Consider the following 20,957-nt stretch of genomic DNA (forward strand, 5'->3'; position numbering starts at 1 on the left):
CTAATGCGAGCCGATCGCATCCCCGTCCCCAGCCTGAGCCAGCAGCCATGTCCGCAGCGCACTGGCGAGATTGGGTGCCTCCTCCACGCGGATGCGCAAGGCGTCCACCTGCGCCACCAGTGCGGAGAGCGGCAGCCCGCGCGCCGCAGCGGCGCGTTCGAGCGCCTGCCAGAAGATCGGCTCGAGGCTGATCGAGGTGGCATGGCCTGCGATTGTCACCGAGCGTTTCACCGGCGGCGCGAAGCCGCCCGGCGGCGCCTTGATCATTCCGCGTCGAACAAGGCGGCGAGCTGCTCGATGATCGTGCCGCCGAGCTGCTCCGCGTCCATGATCGTCACCGCGCGGCTGTAATAGCGCGTGACATCGTGGCCGATGCCGATCGCGACCAGCTCGACCGAGGACTTCTTCTCAATCCAGCCGATCACCTGGCGCAGGTGGCGCTCCAGATAGGAGCCGGTGTTGACGCTGAGCGTCGAGTCGTCGACCGGTGCGCCGTCCGAAATGACCATCAGGATACGCCGCTCCTCCGGGCGCGCGACCATCCGCGCGTGCGCCCACAGCAGCGCCTCGCCGTCGATATTCTCCTTGAGCAGCCCTTCTCGCATCATCAGCCCGAGCGCATTGCGCGCGCGCCGCCACGGCTCGTCCGCCTTCTTGTAGACGATATGGCGCACGTCATTGAGCCGGCCGGGCTGCGGCGGGCGGCCCGCGGCGAGCCAGGTCTCGCGGCTCTGTCCGCCCTTCCACGCGCGGGTGGTGAATCCGAGGATCTCGGTCTTCACGCCGCAGCGCTCCAGCGTGCGCGCAAGGATGTCGGCGCTGATCGCCGCGATCGAGATCGGGCGTCCGCGCATCGAGCCCGAATTGTCGATCAGCAGCGTCACCACCGTGTCGCGAAAGTCGGTGTCCCGCTCGACCTTGTAGCTCAGCGACTGCGTCGGGTTGACCACCACGCGCGCCAGGCGCGCGGCGTCGAGCAGGCCTTCGTCCTGGTCGAAGTCCCACGAGCGCGACTGCTGCGCCATCAGTCGCCGCTGCAGCCGATTGGCCAATCGCGACACTGCCGATTGCAGGTGGACCAATTGCTGGTCGAGATAGCCGCGCAGCCGTGCCAGCTCGTCGCTGTCGCACAATTCGGTCGCGGCGATCACCTCGTCAAAGGCGTTGGTCCAGACGCGATAGTCGAAGTCGGGGCCGAGGTCGGCACCGGGGCGATTGGGACGCACCGGCTGCATCCCCTCCTCGCCGTCCTCACCGGGCTCGCCCTCGGCGTCGTCGTCGAGGTCGTCGCCGTCAAGCTGCTCGCTCTCGCCCTCGCTCGACTCGTCGTCGCGCTGCTGGCCGCGCGCCTCCACCTCGGACTCGCCCTCGCTGCCCTCGGCGTCGCCCTCATCGGGCTGGTCGGTGTCCTGGCCTTCCTCGGCCTCCTCCTCCTCGCCCCCCTCGTCGCTCTGCTCGGGGGTGCGATCACCCTCCACCAGTTCGAGGTCCTCGAGCAGCTTGCGCGCGAGGCTCTGGAAAGCACGCTGGTCATCAAGCGCGAGCGCCAGCGCCGGCAAATCGGCGCGCTGCTCGACCCACTCGCGCACCAGCGCGAGCCCCGGCTCCGTCGCCGCAGGCGGGCGCTCGCCGGTGAGCGCCTCGCGCACCATCAGCCCGAGCGCGGTCGACAGCGGCACCTCGCTGCGGTTGCGCGCGCGCAGGATGGGGTCGGCGCGCAGCCGCACGTCCAGCGCCGTGGCGAGATTGTCGGTAATGCCCTGATAGCCGCGACTGCCGAGTGCCTCGACGCGCGCGTCCTCGATCGCGTCGTAGACCGAACGCGCGGTGGCGTCGTCGGGCGCGCCGCGGGCGTGCAGCGCGGTATCGTGGTGGCGCAGCCGCAGCGCGAAGGAGTCGGCGAAGCCGCGCGCCTCCGCCACCTGATCCGCCGGCAGCGTGCGGGCGGGCATGGGCACGCGCAGATGCTTGCCCGACTGCGCCGGCGAGTCGGCGGTGAAGGCGAGTTCCACCTCGGCCTCGTCGGAGAGCGCACGCGCGGCCCCCCCGAGTACGGACTTGAAGCGGTCGAGCGGTGTATCGGTGGCCATCAGCCCTCCAACGCGCGGAGCGCCGACTGGCGCAGCGCGGGCACTTCATTCTGGACCAGCCCGAACAGGATGGTCACGTCGATATCATCATAAGCGTGGCGCAACGCATTGCCGAGCCCGCGCACACGCGCGAACGGGACGTCCGGCGCGATCGCCGCGAACCGCTCGGGACCAAGCTTCACCACCGCTTCGGCGATGCGCTCAAGGCAGCGCTCGCACGCGTCGATCGTCCGGGAGTCCGCAGCGAAGCCCGCGAGGTCGAGGTCGGCGGCATAAGCACCGATGCGGTCTGCATTGTCGACGATGTCCCGCAATCGCCGCGCCGGGTCCTTAGTAGACACGGACACGATCCCGGTCGATCTCCGCCTGAAGCGCGGGCTTGCGCGCCGGCTCGGTAACGAGATCGACCCGCCGTCCAATCATCCCGGCGATGGTGTCACTCAGCCCAAAGAAGGCGAAGGGACCAGCGGCGTGCACCGTGTCGTAGTCGATTGCGGCGGCGAGATCGAGATCCGACTGCTCGCCGGCCTCATCGCGCGCCGTCGAGCCGAACAGCGACAGCGTGCGGATGCCGAGCGCGCGCAGCTCCTGCTCCCGCGCGCGCAGCAGATCGATCGCCTCGCCCCGCCTCACCTTACCTCACGCCTTCGCCACCACGCTCTCCGGCAGGTCCTTGCCGAACACACGCTGGTAATATTCGGCGACCAGCGCGCGCTCGGCCTCGTCGCACTTGTTAAGGAACGACAGCCGGAAGGCGAAGCCGACATCGCCGAAGATCAGCGCGTTCTGCGCCCAGCTGATCACCGTGCGCGGGCTCATCACGGTGGAGATGTCGCCGTTGACGAAGCCGCGGCGGGTCAGGTCGGCGACGCGCACCATGTTCTCGACAAGCTTCTTGCCCTCCGGCTTGTCATACTCGCCCGACTTGGCGAGCACGATGTTGGCCTCGGTCACGGCGGGCAGATAGTTGAGCGTGACCACCACATTCCATCGGTCCATCTGACCCTGGTTGATCTGCTGCGTGCCGTGATAGAGCCCGCTGGTATCGCCCAGCCCGACCGTGTTGGCGGTCGCGAACAGCCGGAACCACGGGTTGGGCCGGATTACGCGGTTCTGGTCGAGCAGCGTCAGCTTGCCCTCGGTCTCCAGCACGCGCTGAATCACGAACATCACGTCGGGCCGGCCGGCGTCATATTCGTCAAACACCAGCGCGGTCGGCGTCTGCAGCGCCCAGGGTAGCAGGCCCTCGCGGAACTCGGTGACCTGCTGGCCGTCGCGCAGCACGATCGCGTCGCGCCCGACCAGGTCGATGCGGCTGATGTGCGCGTCGAGATTGATGCGGATGCACGGCCATTTCAGCCGCGCCGCCACCTGTTCGATATGGCTCGACTTGCCGGTGCCGTGATAGCCCTGCACCATCACGCGGCGGTTGTGCGCGAAGCCCGCGGCGATCGCCAGCGTGGTGTCGGGATCGAACACATAGGCGGGATCAAGGTCGGGGACGCGCTCGTCCGCCTCGCTGAATGCCGGCACCTGCATGTCGCTGTCGATCCCGAAGACGTCGCGTACGCTGACCATCTTGTCGGGCGCGTCGAGGATGGTCGTGTCGCGGCTGTCGGGCTGGGTATTGGGCAGATCGGTCATTCGCGGGCACGCCGTTCGCTGGAGGATGCCGTTCCAGTGGGAACGGAACGCGCCGGCGTCAACCCGCCGCGGGCGCCGCGGTTGCCTTGGCCGGCAGGTGAAACAGGTCGATGAACGCCTCCGCCGCGGCGCGATCGCCATCGAAGCGCAGGCTGCCCGCCGCCTCGGCCGTGGCGATCGGCAGCTTGCCGTAGACGATCGCGGCCATGGTCTGCGGATCGGTGTCGAACACGGCGTCGCCGGTGGCGGGCGCGCGCTCGATCGGCAGCGCGCCGTCGGCAAGTCGCGCCACGAACGAGTCGCGTCCGAACAGGAAGCCGATGGTCATCGGCGCGGGAGCGCGCGCGAGATCGAGCATCGTGCGCAGCGACATCATCATCGAGGCGGCCGACAGCGGCAGCGTCGGATCGTGGTCGGGCGAACGCGCTGCCCAGCGCCCCAGCGTCATGATCGCGGGCTCGGCCTCATAGCCCCACTCGGTTAGCGCATAGCCGGTGGCGCGGCCGGGCAGCTCCACCTTTTCCACCACCGCCGTCGCCGCGAGCCGCTCGAGTCGCTGGGTCAGCACGTTGGCGCTGATCCCGGGCAGGCCGGCGCGCAACTCGGTGAAGCGGCGCGGCCCGAACATCAGCTCGCGCACGATCAGCAGCGCCCAGCGCTCACCGAGCAGTTCCATCGCCAAAGCGGTCCCGCAGGCGTCATCGTACCAACGCTCGCGAGCGACAGGCCTTTTTGTTACATTTTCTAACTTCATGGTTGCTTTAAATAACCATGCGCAGCAGGATCGCACAAGGGACGAGCGAGGGAGATCGCACCATGGAGAGGGTGATTTTTGTGAACCTGCCGGTAGCCGACGTGGCCGCGTCGACCCGCTTCTACGAGGCGTTGGGCTTCGTGCGGAACCCGGACTTCTCGAACGACCAGGCGTCCGGCATGATCTGGTCGGACTCGATCTGGGTGATGCTGCTCGGGCACGATTTCTACCGCACCTTCACGCCCAAGGCGATCGCGGACACGCGCACCACCAGCGCGGCGCTGCTCTGCCTGTCCTGCGCCTCGCGCGACGAGGTCGACCGGCTCGGCGCGGCGGCGCTGGCGGCGGGCGGACGCGAGCTGCACGGCGCCGACGACAGGGGCTTCATGTACGGCCGCGCCTTTGACGATCTCGACGGCCACGGCTGGGAGGTGATGCACATGGACCCGAACGCAAAGCCGGCCGAGCAGCATGACGCTGCGGTGCCGGCCTAGCCGCGGCGCCGCGCGGCGCGCACTCGATCGGCCGCTGCCGCTCGGGCTGGCCGCCTTCGCGCTGACCGCCGCGCTGCTGTGGCAGGCGGCGGCGCTGACCGCTTAGCCGATCCCCCGCGACGGCGCGCCCCGTGTTTGCCCGCGAACGCGGGGATCCACTGCCAAGCAGAGCAACGGCTCGAAGCTTTCTCGGCCACTGGGCTCCCTCGTTCGCGGGAGCATAAGCTTGGTGTCGCGAGCGGTTCGTTGAAGAAGATCAAGGAGAGGCTCCCATGCAACCCGTGATCACCGCGTTCGACTGGGTACCCGATTTCGCGCGCGGCCAGGTGCGCGACCTGCGCGTGCGCTGGGCCTTGGAAGAAGTCGGCCAGCCCTATCGCGTGCGCTATCTCGCGCAGGGCGAGCAGAAGGCGGCACCGCACCGCGCGCGCCAGCCGTTCGGCCAGGTGCCGACCTATGAGGAGGGCGAGCTCGTGCTCTACGAGTCGGGCGCGATCGTGCTGCATCTCGCCGACAGCCGCGACGGGCTGCTGCCCGACGATCGCGTCGGCCGCGCGCGTGCCACCGAATGGGCCTTCGCCGCGCTGAACACGGTCGAGCCGCCGATCATGGATCACGCGATTGCCACCTTGTTCGAGGCGGACCAGCCCTGGTCGAAGCCGCGCCTCCCCGCGGTGGAGGCGCGGATCACCGAACGGCTGAGCGAGGTGGCGGCGCGGCTGGGCGAGCGCGAATGGTATGACGGCGCCTTCTCCGCGGGTGACCTGCTGATGGTCGGGGTGCTGCGCATCCTGCGCGACCACCCATTGCTCGCCGCGCAGCCGACGCTCGCCGCTTATGTCGCGCGCGGTGAGGCGCGCCCGGCCTTCCGCCGCGCGCTCGCCGATCAGCTCGCCGGCTTCACGGGCAGCCCACCGCCGGGCTTCGCCGAGTGGATCGCCAAGCGGGCGGCGCGCGCGGAGCAGCTCGCATGAGCTATATTGATGGCTTCATCACCCCGGTCGCCATCGCGGCGCGCCAGCGCTTCGCCGAGCACGCGCGCGTCGCCGCGACGATCGTGCGCGAGCATGGCGCTTGCCGCGTGGTCGACACCTGGGGCGAGGACGTGCCCGCGTGCGAGCGCAACGACATCGCCGGCGCGGTGCGGCTCGGCGCCGACGAGACGCCCAGCCTCGGCTGGATCGAGTTCGCCGACCGCGCCGCGCGCGACGCTTTCGGCCACACAATCGTCACCGACGCGCGGCTCGCCGCGCTTGGCCTGCCGCCGTTCGACTTCTCGCGCATGATCCGCGGCGGCTTCGAGGTGATCGTCGACACCGGGCGCGGCGCCGCGCCCGGCTTCGTCGACGGCTATGTCCTGCCGGTGCCGCTGACGCGTCGCGCCGATTACGTGGCGCTGGCGGAAGCCTCCTCGCCGGTGTTCCTCGACCATGGCGCGATCCGTCACGTCGAGGCGTGGGGCGATGACCTCCTTGCCGGCGAGACGGTCGATTTCCGGCGCGCCGCGCTGGCGCAGGAGGAGGAGACCGTCATCTTCTCCTGGGTCGAGTGGCCCGACCGCGCCACGCGCGACCGCGCGACCCCGCTGGTGATGGCGGACGAGCGCATGGCGAACCTGCCGACGCCGCTGCCGTTCGATGGCAAGCGCATGATCTACGGCGGCTTCGCGCCGCTCCATCTGGCTGAGGGAGAGAGAGGATGACCGATCGAGAGGGACTGCCGATCTGGTACGAGCTGCTGGCGCGCGACCCCGACGCGGCGGAGGATTTCTACACGCACGTGCTGAACTGGTCAGTGGAACGGCCACAGCTTGCCGCCGTCCCGGACTATCGCGTGCTCGCCGCGTCCGACGGCGACGGCGTGGCAGGGCTGATGGCAGTGCCGCCGGACGCGCCGATGGCACCGGGCTGGCTGTTCTACCTTGCCGCCGACGACGTCGACGCCACGGTGGAGCGGGTCACCGCCGCAGGCGGCGCGGTGGCGATGTCGGCGACCGACATCCCCGAGGTCGGGCGGATCGCGCTGGTGGCGGACCCGGACGGCACGCCCTTCTACGTCATGCGCGCGAGCGGCGAGGATGAGTCGCGCGCCTTCCGCGACGCCGACACCGCTACGGCCGGCCATGCGGTGTGGAACGAGCTCACCGCACCCGATCAGGACGCCGCGCTCGCCTTCTACGCCGGGCTGTTCGGCTGGCGACACGAGGGCGCGATGCCGATGGGGGCGCTTGGCGACTATAAGTTCGTCCACTCGGGCACGATTTGTCTCGGCGCGACGATGAACAGCTTCGCCGAGAAAGGGCCGGGCTGGCAATTTTACTTCATGGTCGACGACGTCGACGCCGCGGTGGAGCGGCTGACCGGCGCGGGCGGTCGCGTTGTCCAAGGGCCGGACGAGATCCCTGGCGGCAGCTTTTCGGTGGTCGCGGTCGATCCGGAGGGCGCGGCGTTCGGCTTCGTCGGCGAGCGGCGGGCGTGATGGACAAGGTGTCGGTGTGGCTGTGGTGCGACGGCACCGCGGAGGAGCAGGCCGCCTTCTACACCGGGCTGGTCCCCGGCAGCGCGATCACGGGGGTGTCGCGCGCGCCGGCGGACTATCCTGCGGGCAAGGCGGGCGACGTGCGCACCGTCACCTTCACGCTCGCGGGGCGGTCGTTCGCGATGCTCAACGGCGGTGCCGGTCCGGCGCATAGCGAGGCGATGTCGCTCCAGATCGACTGCGTCGACCAGGCCGAGGTCGACCGCTGCTGGGACGCGATCCTGGCGAACGGCGGCACCGAGGTGGCGTGCGGCTGGATCAAGGATCGCTGGGGCGTGGCGTGGCAGATCGTGCCGCGCCGCCTCGGTGAGCTGATGCAGGATCCGGTGCACGGCGCGCGCGATGCAGGCGATGATGGCGATGATGGCGATGGTGCGGATCGATGTCGCGGCACTGGAGCGCGCGATCGCCTCTTGAGCGCGCGGCCATAATCTCTAGGTAGGCGGCATTGGTCACGTTTGCGGCCAGCGCCGCGATCGTGTACCCGCCCACGAACGGCGCCGGTGCGCCTCCTGCGCGCCGACGGCCCAATGAAGTAGAGACGCGCATGGCCGAGTTCACGCTCCCCAAGAACAGCAAGATCAAGGGCGGTCGCAAGCACCCGTCGCCGCAGCCCGGCGGCACGATGCGCAACTTCAAGGTCTATCGCTACGACCCCGACTCGGGCGAAAATCCACGCTACGACACGTTCGAGGTCAATCTTGACGAGTGCGGCCCTATGGTCCTGGACGCGCTCATAAAGATCAAGTCGGAGCAGGATAGCTCGCTGACGTTCCGCCGCTCGTGCCGCGAGGGCATCTGCGGCTCGTGCTCGATGAACATCGACGGGCGCAATGGCCTCGCCTGCACCACCGCGATCGAGGACGTGAAGGGCGAGATCAAGATCACGCCGCTGCCGGCGATGGACGTGATCAAGGACCTCGTCCCCGACTTTACGCGCTTCTACGCTCAATATGCGTCGATCACGCCGTGGCTGCAGACGGTGACGCCGCCGCCCGCGGGCAAGGAGCGGCTGCAGTCACCCGAGGAACGCGCCAAGCTCGACGGCCTGTACGAATGCATCCTGTGCGCCTGCTGCTCGACCTCCTGCCCGAGCTACTGGTGGAACTCGGACAAGTTCCTCGGCCCCGCGATCCTGCTCCAGGCCTATCGCTGGCTCGCCGACAGCCGCGACGAGATGACCGGCGAGCGGCTCGACGCGCTGGAGGACCCCTTCCGCCTCTACCGCTGCCATACGATCATGAACTGCGCCAACGTCTGTCCCAAGGGGCTGTCGCCCGCCAAGGCGATCGCCGAGATCAAGAAAATGGAAGTCGAGCGGATCGTCTGATCGGAGGGCCCGGGCGCGGCGGGCCGCGCTGTTCGTGAGGTCAGCCCCTCCTGTATCGTTAGATGCGCCTTCCCCTTTTCCAGACCACCCCGGCGAACGCCGGGGTCCAGTAGGGAAGGCCATCGTAAATTTAACTACCGCCTCCCACCTGGACCCCGGCGTTCGCCGGGGTGGTCGTGACGGGAGACAAGAAGGCAGCATCGAACGCGTCACCCCCGTCGCGGGTCAGGTGCCGCTCCACCGCCGTCACATAACGTCACCGTCGCGAGGCTTGATCCCCTCGTCTGCTATCCCCACAGACGTCACTATGCTGCGGTGCAGCGCCGCAAAGGGTGACGATGGGTAAAGTAAGTGACGCATACCGGCGCCTCATCGCCGACGACGAACTCCGCCCCGATCCCGAGCAGGAAGCCGCCGCGCTCCGGCTCGACGCGCTCGCGCAGGAGCTCGAGAAGCCCCGCACCATCGGCCTGTTCCGGCGTCGTCGCGTTCCCGCCACGGGAGTCTATCTCTGGGGCGACGTCGGCCGCGGCAAGTCGATGCTGATGGACCTGTTCTTCGCCAATGTCGCGGTGGCGAAGAAGCGACGCGTCCACTTCGCCGAGTTCATGCTCGAGGTTCATGCGCGGATCGCGGTCGAGCGGCGCAAGGAGGAAGGCGATCCGATCCTTCCCGTCGCCGAGGCACTCGCCGACGAGGCGCAGCTGCTCGCCTTCGACGAGATGATGGTGACCAACTCGCCCGACGCGATGATCCTGTCGCGGCTGTTCACCGCGCTGATCGAGGCCGGCGTGACCGTCGTCACCACCTCCAACCGCGCGCCCGCCGACCTCTACAAGAACGGACTGAACCGGGAGCATTTTCTCGGCTTCATCGCGCTCGTGGAGGAACGGCTCGACGTGCTCGCGCTCAACGGCCCGGTCGATTACCGCCGCGACCGGCTGGGCGCGCACAAGACCTGGCTCGTCCCCAACGGTGAGCAGGCCACCGCGGAGCTCTCCGCCGCTTTCTACCGCCTCACCGACTATCCGCCCGAGGACCGCAATCACGTCCCCAGCGAGGAGTTGGTGGTGCAGGGCCGGACGCTGCGCGTCCCCAAGACGCTCAAGGGGGTGGCGGTCTTCGCCTTCAAGAAATTGTGCGGCGAGGCGCGTGGCGCCTCCGACTATCTCGCGATCGCGCGGCGCTACCACACCGTGATCCTCGTCGGCATCCCGATCCTGGGTCCGGACAACCGCAACGAGGCGGCGCGGTTCGTCGCGCTGATCGACGCGCTGTACGAACATAAGGTTAAGCTGCTCGCCGCCGCGGACGCCGAGCCCGATCAGCTCTACCCGCGCGGCGACGGCGCGTTCGAGTTCCGCCGCACCGCCAGCCGGCTCGAGGAGATGCGATCGGAGAGCTACTTGAGCGAGGGTCACGGCACCGGCTGAAGCTTATTGCTCCTGCGAACGAATTGCAGCACTAGTTTGAGCCGCGGTGTTTTAGCGGGTTGCCGGATGCGCCCGAAGGGCGTAGGCGGCTGTTCCATTCACGGCTCGGCATCAGAGAGGGATGGGATGGCCCGGAAGAAGATTGCGCTGATCGGCGCCGGTAATATCGGCGGCACGCTCGCGCACCTCGCAGCACTCAAGGGTCTCGGCGACATCGTCCTGTTCGACGTGGTCGAGGGCGTTCCCCAGGGCAAGGCGCTGGACCTCAGCCAGTGCGGCCCGGTCGAGGGCTTCGACGCCTCGATCAAGGGCTCGAACGATTACGCCGATATCGCCGGCGCCGACGTGATCATCGTCACCGCCGGTGTCGCGCGCAAGCCCGGCATGAGCCGTGACGACCTGCTCGGCATCAACCTCAAGGTGATGAAGGCGGTTGGCGAGGGCATCCGCGACAACGCGCCCGACGCCTTCGTGATCTGCATCACCAACCCGCTCGACGCGATGGTCTGGGCGCTGCGCGAATTCTCCGGCCTGCCGCACCAGAAGGTGGTCGGCATGGCGGGCGTGCTCGACTCCGCGCGCTTCAGCCACTTCCTCGCCGAGGAGTTCGGCGTGTCGGTCAAGGACGTGAACACGTTCGTGCTCGGCGGCCACGGCGACACGATGGTGCCGGTGCTCGAATATTCGACCGTCAGCGGCATCCCGGTCAGCGACCTGATCGCGATGGGCTTCTCCACCAAGGAGAAGGTCGACGAGATCATCAAGCGCACGCGCGGCGGCGGCGGCGAGATCGTCGCGCTGCTGAAGACCGGCTCGGCTTATTACGCGCCGGCGACCAGCGGCATCGCGATGGCCGAGGCCTATCTCTACGACCAGAAGCGCATCCTGCCCGCGGCGGCGCATCTCTCGGGCCAGTACGGCGTGGACGACCTGTACGTCGGCGTGCCGGTGGTGATCGGCGCAGCCGGCGTCGAGAAGATCGTCGAGGTCTCGCTGTCGGACGAGGCCAAGGCCAATCTCCAGGTCTCGGTCGACGCGGTCAAGGAATTGCTCGTGGCGTGCAAGGGCATCGACGGCTCGCTGGGGGCCTGAACGATTAGCTGTGCCCCGGCGAAGGCCGGGGCCCAGTTGGGAGAAGTCCCGAGGTGGAGAAGGCCGGCTTCGTCTACATCATGGCGAGCGGACGAAACGGCACGATCTACATCGGCGTCACCAGCGACCTGCCCAGACGCATCTGGGAGCATCGCAGCGGCGTCATCGGCGGCTTCACCAAAAAGCATTATTGTCATCGTCTCGTCTGGTACGAGGCGCATGAGAGCATCGAGGCAGCCCGGCATCGCGAGCTGCAGATGAAGGAGTGGAAGCGGGCGTGGAAGCTGCGCGAGATCGAAGGACTCAATCCCGATTGGGACGACCTGTACGATCGCATCGCGTCGCCATGACCGCCATCGCAACTGGGCCCCGGCCTTCGCCGGGGCACGAACATCGCCCGATCTAGGGAGACGGACTTGAGCATCCTCGTCGACAAGAACACCAAGGTCATCACCCAGGGGATGACCGGCAAGACCGGCACCTTCCACACCAGGGCGGCGCTGGACTATGGCACGCAGATGGTCGGCGGCGTCACGCCCGGCAAGGGCGGCACCACGCACGAGGAGCTCGGCCTGCCGAACTTCGACACCGTCGCCGAGGCGGTCGCCAAGACCGGCGCCAATGCGTCGGTGATCTACGTGCCGCCGCCCTTCGCCGCGGACTCGATCCTTGAGGCGATCGACGCCGAGGTGCCGCTGATCGTCGCGATCACCGAGGGCATCCCGGTGCTCGACATGGTCCGCGTCAAGCGCGCGCTGTCGGGCAGCAAGTCACGGCTGATCGGGCCGAACTGCCCCGGCGTGCTGACCCCGGGCGAGTGCAAGATCGGCATCATGCCGGGCAACATCTTCAAGCAGGGCTCGGTCGGCGTCGTGTCGCGCTCGGGCACGCTGACCTATGAGGCGGTGTTCCAGACCTCGAACGCCGGGCTCGGCCAGACCACCGCGGTGGGCATCGGCGGCGACCCGGTCAACGGCACCAACTTCATCGACGTGCTCGAGCTGTTCCTCGCCGATGAGGCGACCCAGTCGATCATCATGATCGGCGAGATCGGCGGCTCGGCCGAGGAAGAGGCGGCGCAGTTCCTCCGCGACGAGGCGAAGCGCGGCCGCAGCAAGCCGATGGCGGGTTTCATCGCGGGCCGCACCGCGCCCCCGGGGCGCCGCATGGGCCACGCGGGCGCGATCGTCTCGGGCGGCCAGGGAGGCGCCGAGGACAAGATCGCGGCGATGGAAGCGGCCGGCATCAAGGTCGCGGCGAGCCCCAGCGAGCTGGGCTCGACGCTGCTGAGCGTGCTCAATAAGTAATTGAACTGACGTCATCCCGGCGCAGACCGGGATCCAGGGCGGCCAGCGGGCCGTTCGCGGCCCTGGACCCCGGCCTCGCGCCGGGGTGGCGACCCCAATAGTCGAGCGGTCGAGGATGCGTGACATGGGCTACGAAGGCCAGGATTTCAGCGATATCGCGGGTAACGTCAGCCCGGCGTTCATCGACGCGCTGTACGCCCGCTTCAAGGAATCGCCCGACTCGGTCGAGACCGGTTGGCGCAGCTTCTTCGAGGGGCTGGAGGGGTCGATGAACGCGCCGTCATGGCAGAGCAAGCGCTGGCCGCTCACCACCACCGACGACCTCACCGCCGGGCTCGACCCGACGCAGATGGAGCCAGCGCCCAAGCCCGCCAAGGGCGGCAAGCCCGCGCCCGCCGCGCCGGCAGCCCCTGCCCCGTCGCAGGACGCGATCGTCAAGGCCGCGGCGGACTCGATCCGCGCGCAGCTGCTCATCCGCACCTATCGCGTGCGCGGGCATCTCGCCGCCAACCTCGATCCGCTCGGCCTGTCTTCGGCGCGCGAGCTGCCCGCCGACCTCAAGACCGACTATCACGGCTTCTCCGACGCCGACATCGACCGGCCCGTCTATCTCGGCGGCTCGCTCGGGCTGCAATGGGCGACGATCCGCGAGGTGGTCGACACGCTCCGCGCCAATTACTGCGGCAATGTCGGCCTCGAGTATATGCACATCGCCGATGTCGAGGAGCGCAAGTTCCTCCAGGAGCGGATGGAGGGCAAGGACAAGGGCGTCGAGTTCACCACCGCCGGCAAGAAGGCGATCCTTACCAAGGTGATCGAGGCCGAGCAGTGGGAGAAGTTCCTCGGCCGCAAGTACGTCGGCACGAAGCGCTTCGGGCTCGACGGCGGCGAGAGCATGATCCCCGCGCTCGAGAGCGTGATCAAGTACGGCGGCGCCGCGGGCGTCAACGAGATCGTGTTCGGCATGGCGCACCGGGGCCGGCTCAACGTGCTCGCCAACGTGATGGCCAAGCCGCTGCGCGTGATCTTTCACGAGTTCGCGGGCGGTTCGGCGCACCCCGACGACATCGGCGGCTCGGGTGACGTGAAGTATCACCTCGGCACCTCGACCGATCGCGAGTTCGACGGGCACCACGTCCATATGTCGCTGGTCGCCAACCCGTCGCACCTCGAGGCGGCGGACCCGGTGGTGCTCGGCAAGATCCGCGCGATCCAGACCATCGCCAAGGACCTCGACACGCACGCGCGCTCGCTGCCGGTGCTGATCCACGGCGACGCCGCCTTCGCGGGCCAGGGCATCGTCTGGGAGTGTTTCGGTTTCTCGGGCATCCGCGGCTATAACACCGGCGGCTGCGTCCACTTCGTCATCAACAACCAGATCGGCTTCACCACCAGCCCGCAGTTCGCGCGCTCGTCGCCCTATCCGTCGGACGTGGCCAAGGGCGTCCAGGCGCCGATCTTCCACGTCAACGGCGACGATCCCGAGGCGGTCACCTTCGCGACCAAGATCGCGATCGAATATCGCCAGAAGTTCCACCGCGACGTCGTGATCGACATGTGGTGCTATCGCCGCTTCGGCCACAACGAGGGCGACGAGCCCGGCTTCACCCAGCCGCTGATGTACAAGGCGATCCGCAGCCATCCGCCGGTGAGCGAGATCTACGGCAAGCGGCTGATCGCCGAGGGCGTGGTCGACCAGGCGTTCATCGACGACAATGTCGGCCAGTTTACCAATCTGCTCGAGGGTGAGTTCGAGGCGGGCGCGAGCTACAAGCCCAACAAGGCGGACTGGTTCGCGGGCCGCTGGTCGGGGCTGCACGCGCCGGCCGACGCGGAGAGTTCGCGCCGCAGCGTCGATACCGGGATCGAGCAGAAACTGTTCGATTCGATCGGCCGCACGCTGACGACCGTCCCGGACAGCATCACGATCCACAAGACGCTCGCGCGTGTGCTCGACGCCAAGCGCCAGATGTTCGCCACCGGCGAGAATTTCGACTGGGCCACCGGCGAGGCGCTGGCGTTCGGCTCGCTGCTCCACGAGGGCTATGGCGTGCGCCTGTCTGGCCAGGACTCGGGCCGCGGCACCTTCTCGCAGCGCCACGCGGTGTGGGTCGACCAGAATGACGAGCACAAATACGTGCCGCTCTGGACCGTGCCGCACGGCAGCTTCGAGGTGCTCGACAGCCCGCTGTCCGAATATGGCGTGCTCGGCTTCGAGTACGGCTATGCGCTCGCCGACCCGAAGACGCTGGTGCTGTGGGAGGCGCAGTTCGGCGACTTCGTCAACGGCGCGCAGATCATGATCGACCAGTTCATCGCCGCGGGCGAGGCCAAGTGGCTGCGCGCCAACGGTTTGGTGATGCTGCTGCCGCATGGCTACGAGGGCCAGGGCCCTGAGCACAGCTCGGCGCGTCCGGAGCGCTTCCTCCAGCTGTGCGCGGGCGACAACATCCAGGTCGCCAACTGCACCACCCCGGCGAATTATTATCACCTGCTGCGCCGGCAGATGCACCGCAACTTCCGCAAGCCGCTGATCGTGTTCACGCCCAAGTCGCTGCTGCGGCACAAGCTGGCGGTCAGCAGCGCGGCGGACTTCGTCGGCGACACGCACTTCCGACGCATCCTGTCGGACACCAACGGCGCGCCCGACGCGCAGACCAAGCGGCTGGTGCTGTGCACCGGCAAGGTGGCGTACGACCTGATCGAGGCGCGCGACGCGGCGGGTGACACCGAGACGCAAATCGTCCGCATCGAGCAGCTCTACCCGTTCCCCACCGACGCGCTGGCCGAGCGGCTGTCGCGCCTGACCGTGCTGGAGGAAGTGATCTGGGCGCAGGAGGAGCCGCGCAACAACGGTTACTGGTTCTTCGTCGAGCCGTTGATCGAGGAGGCGCTTGGGCTTGCGAAGTCGCGCGTGGCGCGCCCGCGCTACGCCGGCCGCGCCGCCGCCGCGTCGCCCGCGACCGGGCTGATGAAGCGCCACCAGGCCGAGCAGGGTGCACTGATCGCCGACGCGCTCGGGCATAACGTGCGCGACGAGATCCGCCGCACGCGCGAGCTCGACACCACCAAGAAGGCGGCGCAGCCCTCCTCCTGATCCGATCCCCGCGCTCCGGCATCGTGCCGGGGCGCCCCGTTTGATGCTAGACCCCGCGCTCGGGATGACGAGGTACACAATGGCAACCGAAGTTCTGGTCCCCACGCTGGGCGAGTCGATCACCGAGGCCACGGTCGGCGAGTGGCTGAAGCAGCCGGGCGAGGCGGTCGCCGCCGACGAGCCCATCGCCAGCCTCGAGACCGACAAGGTCTCGGTCGAGGTGCCCTCCCCCGTTGCGGGCGTGATGGGCCAGCACGCGGTGAAGGTGGGTGACACGGTCGAGGTCGGCGCACTGATTGCGACGATCGAGAGCGGCGACGGCGCCGCCGCCGCGTCGGCCAGCCCTGCTCCCGCCCCGGCCGCGAGCGCGCCGCAGGCGGCCGCGCCGGTCGCGGGCGGCTATGGCAATCACGGCGAGACGCCGGTGACCACCAACGCGCCCGCCGCGCTGTCGCCGTCGGTGCGCCGCGCGGTGCTCGAGCATGGCGTCGATCCCTCGACCGTGAAGGGCACCGGCAAGGACGGCCGCCTGACCAAGGAGGACGTCGCCGCCGCCGCCTCGACCAAGCCCGCCGACGCGCCCGCCGCGCCGGCGCCGCAGCCGCCTTCGGTCGCGGCGTCGAGCGGCCGCAAGGAAGAGCGCGTCAAGATGACGCGGCTGCGCCAGACGATCGCCAAGCGCTTGAAGGAAGCGCAGAACAGCGCCGCGATGCTGACGACGTTCAACGACGTCGACATGACCGCGGTGATCGAGGCGCGCGCCAAGTACAAGGACCTGTTCGAGAAGAAGCACGGCGTGCGGCTCGGCTTTATGGGCTTCTTCGTGAAGGCCGCGACGATGGCGCTGAAGGACATCCCATCGGTCAACGCCTCGATCGAGGGCGACGAGATCGTCTACCACGATTACGCCGACATCTCGGTCGCGGTCTCGGCGCCCAACGGGCTGGTCGTGCCGGTGATCCGCGACGCGCAGGCGCTGTCGGTCGCGGGCATCGAGAAGACGATCGGCGATTTCGGCAAGCGCGCCAAGGACGGCACGCTCAAGATGGACGAGATGAAGGGCGGCACCTTCACGATCTCGAACGGCGGCGTGTTCGGCTCGCTGATGTCGACCCCGATCATCAACCCGCCGCAGTCGGCGGTGCTCGGCCTGCACCGCATCGAGGAGCGCCCGGTGGTCCGCGACGGCCAGGTGGTGGTGCGCCCGATGATGTACCTGGCGCTGAGCTACGACCACCGCCTGATCGACGGCCGCGAGGCGGTGACCTTCCTGGTCGCGCTGAAGAACGCGATCGAGGACCCGACGCGGATTCTGATCGACCTGTGATGGGAGGCGGCGCCGGTGGGCATGGTGATGTACCTGCGCCGGGCCACACCGGCGGAGATCGAGCGGTTCAGCGCCGACCCGGCGTCGGCCGAGCCGTTCTTCTTCCCCGACGAGGGCGAAGGTAACGACGCCGCGCTGATCGACTTCGACAAGGCGTGGGACGCGTTGCATTTCCTTCTCACGGAGGGGGCGACGAGCGGCGATCATCCGCTCGGCCTGATCGCCGAGAAGACGCCGTTTATTCGAACGGGACCGGTCGGATCGTTCGAGTTCTCGATCGTCACGCCCGAGCGCCTAGCGGTTTTCGCTGCCGCGTTGGCGCAGGTAGACGATAGGACGCTGCGGGAGCGATACGACGCTGCGGCGATGGCCGCGGCCGAGGTGTATCTGGCCGACGACTTCCTAGATGAAGGGTCGGATGCACTTGATTACATCATGCAGAGCGTACCGGCTCTGAGACAATGGGCCGCGGATGGTGCGGCGGCCGGCGACGGGGCCCTTCGGGTCCTCAGCTGAAGGATGCGGGAAAGCGAACATGGCTGACGAACAGCAGTACGACTATGACGTCCTCGTGATCGGCGCCGGGCCGGGCGGTTATGTCGCCGCGATCCGCGCCGCGCAGCTCGGGCTCCGCACCGCCTGCGCCGAGAGCCGCGAGACGCTGGGCGGCACCTGCCTCAACGTCGGCTGCATCCCCTCGAAGGCGATGCTCCACGCCTCCGAGCTGTACGACCATGCCGCCAACGGCGCGATGGCCAAGCTGGGGATCAAGACCCAGGTCGAGCTCGACCTCGAGACGATGCACGGGCAGCGCCGCGATGCGGTGAAGCAGCTCACCGGCGGCATCGAATATCTGTTCAAGAAGAACAAGGTGACCTGGCTCAAGGGTCGCGCCGCGTTCCAGGACGCGCACAGCGTTACGGTGGGCGACCAGCGCGTCACCGCCAAGAACATCGTGATCGCGACCGGCTCGTCGGTCACCGCGCTGCCCGGCGTGACGATCGACCAGCAGGTGGTGGTCGACTCGACCGGCGCGCTCGAGCTGCCGCGCGTGCCCGAGCATTTAGTGGTCATCGGCGGCGGCGTGATCGGCCTAGAGCTCGGCTCGGTGTGGCGCCGGCTCGGCGCCAAGGTGACCTGCGTCGAGTTCCTCGACCAGATCCTGCCCGGCTTCGACGGCGACATTCGCAAGGAGTCGAACAAGATCTTCAAGAAGCAGGGGATCGAATTCAAGCTCTCGACCAAGGTGACCAACGTCGCGGTCGAGGGCGGCAAGGCGGTGCTGACGCTCGAGCCCGCGCAGGGCGGCGAGGCGAGCACGCTCGAGGCCGATTGCGTGCTGGTGTCGATCGGGCGGCGCCCCAATACCGACGGGCTCAACCTCGAGGCCGCCGGGCTCGCCACCAACCAGCGCGGCCAGGTCGAGATCGACCACGACTTCCGCACCAAGGTCGATGGCATCTGGGCGATCGGCGACGTCGTCCCCGGCCCGATGCTCGCGCACAAGGCCGAGGACGAGGGCATCGCGGTGGCCGAGAACATCGCGGGCCAGCACGGCATCGTGAACCACGACGTGATCCCCTCGGTGGTCTACACCTGGCCCGAGATCGCGGGCGTGGGCCTCACCGAGGAGGTCGCGCGCGAGCGCGGCGAGGTGAAGGTCGGCAAGTTCCCGATGATGGCCAACAGCCGCGCCAAGACCAACCATGAACCCGACGGCTTCGTGAAGGTGATCGCCGACGCCCAGACCGACCGTGTGCTCGGCGTGTGGTGCATCGCCACGGTCGGCGGGACGATGATCGCGCAGGCGGCGCAGGCGATGGAGTTCGGCGCCACCAGCGAGGACATCGCCTACACCTGCCACGCGCACCCGACGCACTCGGAGGCGATCAAGGAGGCCGCGATGGCGGTCACCGGCAAGCCGATCCACATCTGAGCCGGCCGGCATGACGCGGGGGGAGCGCGAGCGCCGCTGGCTCGCGCTCACCCGCGAGGTGATGCCCGGGCTGGCACGCGAGCGCAGCTGGCCGGTGCGCGCGGATCATTGCTTCCAGCGCATCCTGCTCGATCATGCCTGCGGAGGGCGCTGGTATGACGCGATTGGAGCGCGCCCGGCTTACCGCCACGCCACGGACGCGCAGCTGGATGCCGCCGTCGCGCTCGGTGAGGCGGTCGTGGCGGGCGAGGCGGACCTTGCGGCGCTGAACCGACAGTCACTGGCGTGGCGGGGAAAGGGCTAGCGCGCAACTCGCGCACGCGATCTCCACGCCTTGCCATTGCCAGCGGATCGCCCCGCAACCCACCACAACCAAGCGTCGGCCCGGCGAAAGCCAGGGTCCAGTTGGGGACGGCGGTGGATCTCACATCTGCCTTCCCAACTGGGCCCCGGCCTTCGTCGGGGCGACATCTGGTAAGATGACCCCGCCATATACACAGCCGTGCTCCTGCGCACGCAGGAGCCCAGAGTTACCCAGCGCGCCGCTCGCGTTCTTGAGTTCCTGCCTGCGCAGGAACACCGGAGATGACGCGCTCCCCTCGCCTCATCCGCGGCGATCGACCGCTCTAGCGCCCCGCCCCAGCGGCACCCGGCTCCGCTTGGCAACGGTCCGGATGCTTGCGGCACGCCTGCTCGCGCTCGCGGCGCTCCTTCTCGTCGCGCTCGGCCTGCTTGCGCTGCTGGCGGACGTATTTCTCGTCGCGCTCCTTCGCACTGGTCGTCATCATGTCGGCCCCTTTGCCGGCCGCCTTGACCGGCAGCGTCGCGACATTCCATGCCGTGCGCACGCACGCGCCCGTCGCCATCAGCGGCAGCGCCGCGATCACCATCAGAACCTTTCGCATCACTTCGTCTCCGCCCCCCGTGCCTCCGCCCCGATAGCAGGAAAATCGGTGAAGAACCCGTCGATGCCCTGCGCCAATGCGGCGCGGATCTCGCCGACCAGATTGCCGTGCACGGCGGGCTGCTCGCCGCGGCGGAAGCGCGGGTCGAGGAAGACGTTCTCGGCGCGATAGGTCCAGGGGTGCACCTTGAGCCCCGCCGCGTGCGAGTCGCGCACCAGCGGCGTCGCGGTCGCGCCCGACCACAGCATCGCTTTCTCCGGCCCGAGGCCGTACGCGTAGCGCGCGACCGCCCGCAGGCCAGCGGGCGTCACCATCGCGGCATAGCTCGGCGCGGCGCCGTCCGCCGGCGCGCCGTTGGCGGCGACGAGCTGGATCAGCCGGACCTTCGTCATCGTCGCCAGCCGCTTGAGGTTGTCGACCTCGAACGACTGGATGAACACCGGCGCCTCGTGCGAGTCCCAGCCAACGGCACGCAGCTGTGCGACCAGCAGCGCGTCGGTCGGGTGCCCGATCGAGCGGAAGTAGGTCGGGTGCTTGGTCTCGGGATAGATGCCGACGTGATGCTGCTTGGCCAGCGCGATCACCTCAGCGAAGGTCGGGATCGCCTCCTTGCCGTCCCATGCGGTGTTGGCGGGACGCAGCTGCGGCAGCCGCTCCTTCGCCCGCAGCGTCTTCAGCTCAGCCAGCGTGAAATCCTCGACGAACCAGCCGGTCAGCGACTGACCGTCGATCGTCTTGGTCGTGCGGCGGTCAGCGAACTCTGCATGCTGCGCGACGTCGGTGGTCTCGGATATCTCGTTTTCGTGGCGCGCGACCAGCACGTCGTCCTTGGTCGGCACCAGATCGGGCTCGATCACGTTGGCGCCCTGCTCGATCGCGCGCATATAGCTGGCGATCGTATGCTCGGGGCGCTCGCCGCTGGCGCCGCGGTGCGCGATGATGAGCGGGTGGGTCGGGGCGGTCATCCCCGCCTTCTGCGCCAGCGCCGCGCCCGGCGCCAGCACCACCGC

Annotated in this window: 24 protein-coding genes; 16 read left to right on the plus strand and 8 right to left on the minus strand. The window is 68.6% G+C overall.

Going from position 1 to position 20,957, the window contains the following annotated elements; translation table 11 throughout:
- Genes ACMGDM_RS01755 through ACMGDM_RS01780 form a run of 6 tightly spaced genes read right to left on the minus strand, consistent with a single transcriptional unit; the run spans window position 1 to window position 4,410 of the window.
- Window positions 1-267 (minus strand): ribbon-helix-helix domain-containing protein, encoded by a 267-nt coding sequence (locus tag ACMGDM_RS01755; RefSeq protein ID WP_436802418.1) that lies wholly within the window; start codon window positions 265-267, stop codon window positions 1-3.
- Window positions 264-2,090 carry a cobaltochelatase subunit CobT gene (cobT, locus tag ACMGDM_RS01760; RefSeq protein ID WP_436802419.1) on the minus strand — a complete coding sequence of 609 codons (1,827 nt, stop codon included), beginning with the start codon at window positions 2,088-2,090 and terminating at the stop codon, window positions 264-266. Before cobT ends, ACMGDM_RS01755 begins: the two co-directional genes overlap by 4 nt.
- The gene (locus ACMGDM_RS01765; RefSeq protein WP_436802420.1) at window positions 2,090-2,437 is read right to left on the minus strand and encodes a HepT-like ribonuclease domain-containing protein; all 348 of its coding nucleotides are present in this window, start codon (window positions 2,435-2,437) and stop codon (window positions 2,090-2,092) included. The genes cobT and ACMGDM_RS01765 overlap by 1 nt, the downstream gene beginning before the upstream one ends.
- Window positions 2,421-2,723, minus strand: coding sequence for a nucleotidyltransferase family protein (locus ACMGDM_RS01770; protein WP_436802421.1), 303 nt, complete (start codon window positions 2,721-2,723; stop codon window positions 2,421-2,423). Before ACMGDM_RS01770 ends, ACMGDM_RS01765 begins: the two co-directional genes overlap by 17 nt.
- Before the next feature lie 6 nt (window positions 2,724-2,729).
- Window positions 2,730-3,734, minus strand: coding sequence for a cobaltochelatase subunit CobS (gene cobS / locus ACMGDM_RS01775; RefSeq protein ID WP_436802422.1), 1,005 nt, complete (start codon window positions 3,732-3,734; stop codon window positions 2,730-2,732).
- A gap of 58 nt (window positions 3,735-3,792) precedes the next feature.
- Window positions 3,793-4,410 carry a winged helix-turn-helix transcriptional regulator gene (locus ACMGDM_RS01780; RefSeq protein WP_436802423.1) on the minus strand — a complete coding sequence of 206 codons (618 nt, stop codon included), beginning with the start codon at window positions 4,408-4,410 and terminating at the stop codon, window positions 3,793-3,795.
- A 140-nt stretch (window positions 4,411-4,550) separates the two neighbouring features.
- Here ACMGDM_RS01780 and ACMGDM_RS01785 point away from each other — a divergent pair, with 140 nt between their 5' ends.
- From ACMGDM_RS01785 to ACMGDM_RS01860, 16 genes are all read left to right on the plus strand, one after another.
- Window positions 4,551-4,982, plus strand: a complete 432-nt coding sequence (locus ACMGDM_RS01785; RefSeq protein ID WP_436802424.1) for a VOC family protein — start codon at window positions 4,551-4,553, stop codon at window positions 4,980-4,982.
- Window positions 4,960-5,088, plus strand: a complete 129-nt coding sequence (locus ACMGDM_RS01790) for a hypothetical protein (RefSeq protein WP_436802425.1) — start codon at window positions 4,960-4,962, stop codon at window positions 5,086-5,088. Before ACMGDM_RS01785 ends, ACMGDM_RS01790 begins: the two co-directional genes overlap by 23 nt.
- A 166-nt stretch (window positions 5,089-5,254) precedes the next feature.
- Window positions 5,255-5,956, plus strand: coding sequence for a glutathione S-transferase family protein (locus tag ACMGDM_RS01795; RefSeq protein WP_436802426.1), 702 nt, complete (start codon window positions 5,255-5,257; stop codon window positions 5,954-5,956).
- Window positions 5,953-6,684, plus strand: a complete 732-nt coding sequence (locus ACMGDM_RS01800; protein ID WP_436802427.1) for a DUF1428 family protein — start codon at window positions 5,953-5,955, stop codon at window positions 6,682-6,684. Before ACMGDM_RS01795 ends, ACMGDM_RS01800 begins: the two co-directional genes overlap by 4 nt.
- A complete protein-coding gene (locus ACMGDM_RS01805; protein WP_436802428.1) occupies window positions 6,681-7,460 on the plus strand; it encodes a VOC family protein in 780 nt (259 codons plus the stop codon). The genes ACMGDM_RS01800 and ACMGDM_RS01805 overlap by 4 nt, the downstream gene beginning before the upstream one ends.
- A complete protein-coding gene (locus tag ACMGDM_RS01810) occupies window positions 7,460-7,951 on the plus strand; it encodes a VOC family protein (protein ID WP_436802429.1) in 492 nt (163 codons plus the stop codon). The genes ACMGDM_RS01805 and ACMGDM_RS01810 overlap by 1 nt, the downstream gene beginning before the upstream one ends.
- Before the next feature lie 116 nt (window positions 7,952-8,067).
- Complete coding sequence (locus ACMGDM_RS01815; RefSeq protein WP_436802430.1) at window positions 8,068-8,850, plus strand: succinate dehydrogenase iron-sulfur subunit; 783 nt, start codon at window positions 8,068-8,070, stop codon at window positions 8,848-8,850.
- A 338-nt stretch (window positions 8,851-9,188) separates the two neighbouring features.
- Complete coding sequence (zapE, locus tag ACMGDM_RS01820; RefSeq protein ID WP_436802431.1) at window positions 9,189-10,283, plus strand: cell division protein ZapE; 1,095 nt, start codon at window positions 9,189-9,191, stop codon at window positions 10,281-10,283.
- A 126-nt stretch (window positions 10,284-10,409) separates the two neighbouring features.
- Window positions 10,410-11,375 (plus strand): malate dehydrogenase, encoded by a 966-nt coding sequence (gene mdh, locus ACMGDM_RS01825; RefSeq protein ID WP_436802432.1) that lies wholly within the window; start codon window positions 10,410-10,412, stop codon window positions 11,373-11,375.
- A 53-nt stretch (window positions 11,376-11,428) separates the two neighbouring features.
- Window positions 11,429-11,725: a GIY-YIG nuclease family protein gene (locus ACMGDM_RS01830; protein WP_436802433.1), complete on the plus strand. Its 297-nt coding sequence runs from the start codon at window positions 11,429-11,431 to the stop codon at window positions 11,723-11,725.
- 66 nt (window positions 11,726-11,791) lie between these two features.
- Window positions 11,792-12,682, plus strand: coding sequence for a succinate--CoA ligase subunit alpha (gene sucD / locus ACMGDM_RS01835; RefSeq protein WP_436802434.1), 891 nt, complete (start codon window positions 11,792-11,794; stop codon window positions 12,680-12,682).
- Between the two features lie 124 nt (window positions 12,683-12,806).
- Window positions 12,807-15,779 carry a 2-oxoglutarate dehydrogenase E1 component gene (locus tag ACMGDM_RS01840; RefSeq protein ID WP_436802435.1) on the plus strand — a complete coding sequence of 991 codons (2,973 nt, stop codon included), beginning with the start codon at window positions 12,807-12,809 and terminating at the stop codon, window positions 15,777-15,779.
- 79 nt (window positions 15,780-15,858) lie between these two features.
- Entirely contained in the window at window positions 15,859-17,106 is a 1,248-nt protein-coding gene (gene odhB / locus ACMGDM_RS01845; RefSeq protein ID WP_436802436.1) for a 2-oxoglutarate dehydrogenase complex dihydrolipoyllysine-residue succinyltransferase, read from the plus strand.
- Between the two features lie 21 nt (window positions 17,107-17,127).
- Complete coding sequence (locus ACMGDM_RS01850; protein ID WP_436803608.1) at window positions 17,128-17,622, plus strand: DUF1877 family protein; 495 nt, start codon at window positions 17,128-17,130, stop codon at window positions 17,620-17,622.
- A gap of 19 nt (window positions 17,623-17,641) precedes the next feature.
- Window positions 17,642-19,042 (plus strand): dihydrolipoyl dehydrogenase, encoded by a 1,401-nt coding sequence (lpdA, locus tag ACMGDM_RS01855; protein WP_436802437.1) that lies wholly within the window; start codon window positions 17,642-17,644, stop codon window positions 19,040-19,042.
- 10 nt (window positions 19,043-19,052) lie between these two features.
- Window positions 19,053-19,346 carry a GCN5-related N-acetyltransferase gene (locus ACMGDM_RS01860; RefSeq protein WP_436802438.1) on the plus strand — a complete coding sequence of 98 codons (294 nt, stop codon included), beginning with the start codon at window positions 19,053-19,055 and terminating at the stop codon, window positions 19,344-19,346.
- Between the two features lie 322 nt (window positions 19,347-19,668).
- Here the strand turns inward: ACMGDM_RS01860 and ACMGDM_RS01865 are convergent, their stop codons facing one another.
- Both ACMGDM_RS01865 and ACMGDM_RS01870 read right to left on the minus strand, forming a co-directional pair.
- The gene (locus ACMGDM_RS01865) at window positions 19,669-19,947 is read right to left on the minus strand and encodes a hypothetical protein (protein ID WP_436802439.1); all 279 of its coding nucleotides are present in this window, start codon (window positions 19,945-19,947) and stop codon (window positions 19,669-19,671) included.
- Complete coding sequence (locus ACMGDM_RS01870) at window positions 19,947-20,912, minus strand: glycerophosphodiester phosphodiesterase (RefSeq protein ID WP_436803609.1); 966 nt, start codon at window positions 20,910-20,912, stop codon at window positions 19,947-19,949. The genes ACMGDM_RS01865 and ACMGDM_RS01870 overlap by 1 nt, the downstream gene beginning before the upstream one ends.
- Window positions 20,913-20,957: the final 45 nt, after the last annotated feature.

The sequence above is a fragment of the Sphingomonas larreae genome (assembly GCF_051400595.1).
Taxonomy (GTDB): Bacteria; Pseudomonadota; Alphaproteobacteria; order Sphingomonadales; family Sphingomonadaceae; genus Sphingomonas.

Excerpts from the sequence above, each read along its gene's own strand:
- ACMGDM_RS01755 (WP_436802418.1), bottom strand. The coding sequence starts at position 267 with ATGATCAAGGCGCCGCCGGGCGGCTTCGCGCCGCCGGTGAAACGCTCG.
- cobT (WP_436802419.1), bottom strand. The coding sequence starts at position 2,090 with ATGGCCACCGATACACCGCTCGACCGCTTCAAGTCCGTACTCGGGGGG.
- cobS (WP_436802422.1), bottom strand. The coding sequence starts at position 3,734 with ATGACCGATCTGCCCAATACCCAGCCCGACAGCCGCGACACGACCATC.
- ACMGDM_RS01780 (WP_436802423.1), bottom strand. The coding sequence starts at position 4,410 with ATGGAACTGCTCGGTGAGCGCTGGGCGCTGCTGATCGTGCGCGAGCTG.
- ACMGDM_RS01785 (WP_436802424.1), top strand. The coding sequence starts at position 4,551 with ATGGAGAGGGTGATTTTTGTGAACCTGCCGGTAGCCGACGTGGCCGCG.
- ACMGDM_RS01790 (WP_436802425.1), top strand. The coding sequence starts at position 4,960 with ATGACGCTGCGGTGCCGGCCTAGCCGCGGCGCCGCGCGGCGCGCACTC.
- ACMGDM_RS01795 (WP_436802426.1), top strand. The coding sequence starts at position 5,255 with ATGCAACCCGTGATCACCGCGTTCGACTGGGTACCCGATTTCGCGCGC.
- ACMGDM_RS01800 (WP_436802427.1), top strand. The coding sequence starts at position 5,953 with ATGAGCTATATTGATGGCTTCATCACCCCGGTCGCCATCGCGGCGCGC.
- ACMGDM_RS01805 (WP_436802428.1), top strand. The coding sequence starts at position 6,681 with ATGACCGATCGAGAGGGACTGCCGATCTGGTACGAGCTGCTGGCGCGC.
- ACMGDM_RS01810 (WP_436802429.1), top strand. The coding sequence starts at position 7,460 with ATGGACAAGGTGTCGGTGTGGCTGTGGTGCGACGGCACCGCGGAGGAG.
- ACMGDM_RS01815 (WP_436802430.1), top strand. The coding sequence starts at position 8,068 with ATGGCCGAGTTCACGCTCCCCAAGAACAGCAAGATCAAGGGCGGTCGC.
- zapE (WP_436802431.1), top strand. The coding sequence starts at position 9,189 with ATGGGTAAAGTAAGTGACGCATACCGGCGCCTCATCGCCGACGACGAA.
- mdh (WP_436802432.1), top strand. The coding sequence starts at position 10,410 with ATGGCCCGGAAGAAGATTGCGCTGATCGGCGCCGGTAATATCGGCGGC.
- ACMGDM_RS01840 (WP_436802435.1), top strand. The coding sequence starts at position 12,807 with ATGGGCTACGAAGGCCAGGATTTCAGCGATATCGCGGGTAACGTCAGC.
- odhB (WP_436802436.1), top strand. The coding sequence starts at position 15,859 with ATGGCAACCGAAGTTCTGGTCCCCACGCTGGGCGAGTCGATCACCGAG.
- ACMGDM_RS01850 (WP_436803608.1), top strand. The coding sequence starts at position 17,128 with ATGGTGATGTACCTGCGCCGGGCCACACCGGCGGAGATCGAGCGGTTC.
- lpdA (WP_436802437.1), top strand. The coding sequence starts at position 17,642 with ATGGCTGACGAACAGCAGTACGACTATGACGTCCTCGTGATCGGCGCC.
- ACMGDM_RS01860 (WP_436802438.1), top strand. The coding sequence starts at position 19,053 with ATGACGCGGGGGGAGCGCGAGCGCCGCTGGCTCGCGCTCACCCGCGAG.
- ACMGDM_RS01865 (WP_436802439.1), bottom strand. The coding sequence starts at position 19,947 with ATGCGAAAGGTTCTGATGGTGATCGCGGCGCTGCCGCTGATGGCGACG.
- ACMGDM_RS01870 (WP_436803609.1), bottom strand. The coding sequence starts at position 20,912 with ATGACCGCCCCGACCCACCCGCTCATCATCGCGCACCGCGGCGCCAGC.